Here is a 277-nt window from a genome sequence, read left to right as displayed (position 1 = left end):
ACCTTGTAAGCCACATTCAAGCCCAATATCGACATTCCAATCTTCGTAAGCACTAATCCACTTTTGCTGCTTCATCACCGATTTAGGCACAAACGCGCCCGCTAGCATTGAGGTATGCAACTCATCACCCGTACGGTCAAGAAAGCCGGTATTAATAAACACGACGCGATCTTTCGCAGCCCTAATGCACTCTTTTAAATTCAGTGTCGTTCTACGCTCTTCATCCATAATGCCTACCTTAATCGTATTACGCGGAAGCTTGAGCGCATCTTCTATC

At 45.5% G+C, this 277-nt stretch carries 1 pseudogene; it reads right to left on the bottom strand.

Annotation, left to right across the window (positions count from 1 at the left end):
• Window positions 1–277, bottom strand: a pseudogene (locus tag AAEZ02_RS22355) (malate synthase G); the annotation flags it as partial.

Source organism: Shewanella sp. T24-MNA-CIBAN-0130 (assembly GCF_040310185.1).
GTDB classification, from domain to species: Bacteria; Pseudomonadota; Gammaproteobacteria; order Enterobacterales; family Shewanellaceae; genus Shewanella; species Shewanella psychromarinicola.
This window is presented reverse-complemented; position numbering and strand designations above follow the sequence as displayed.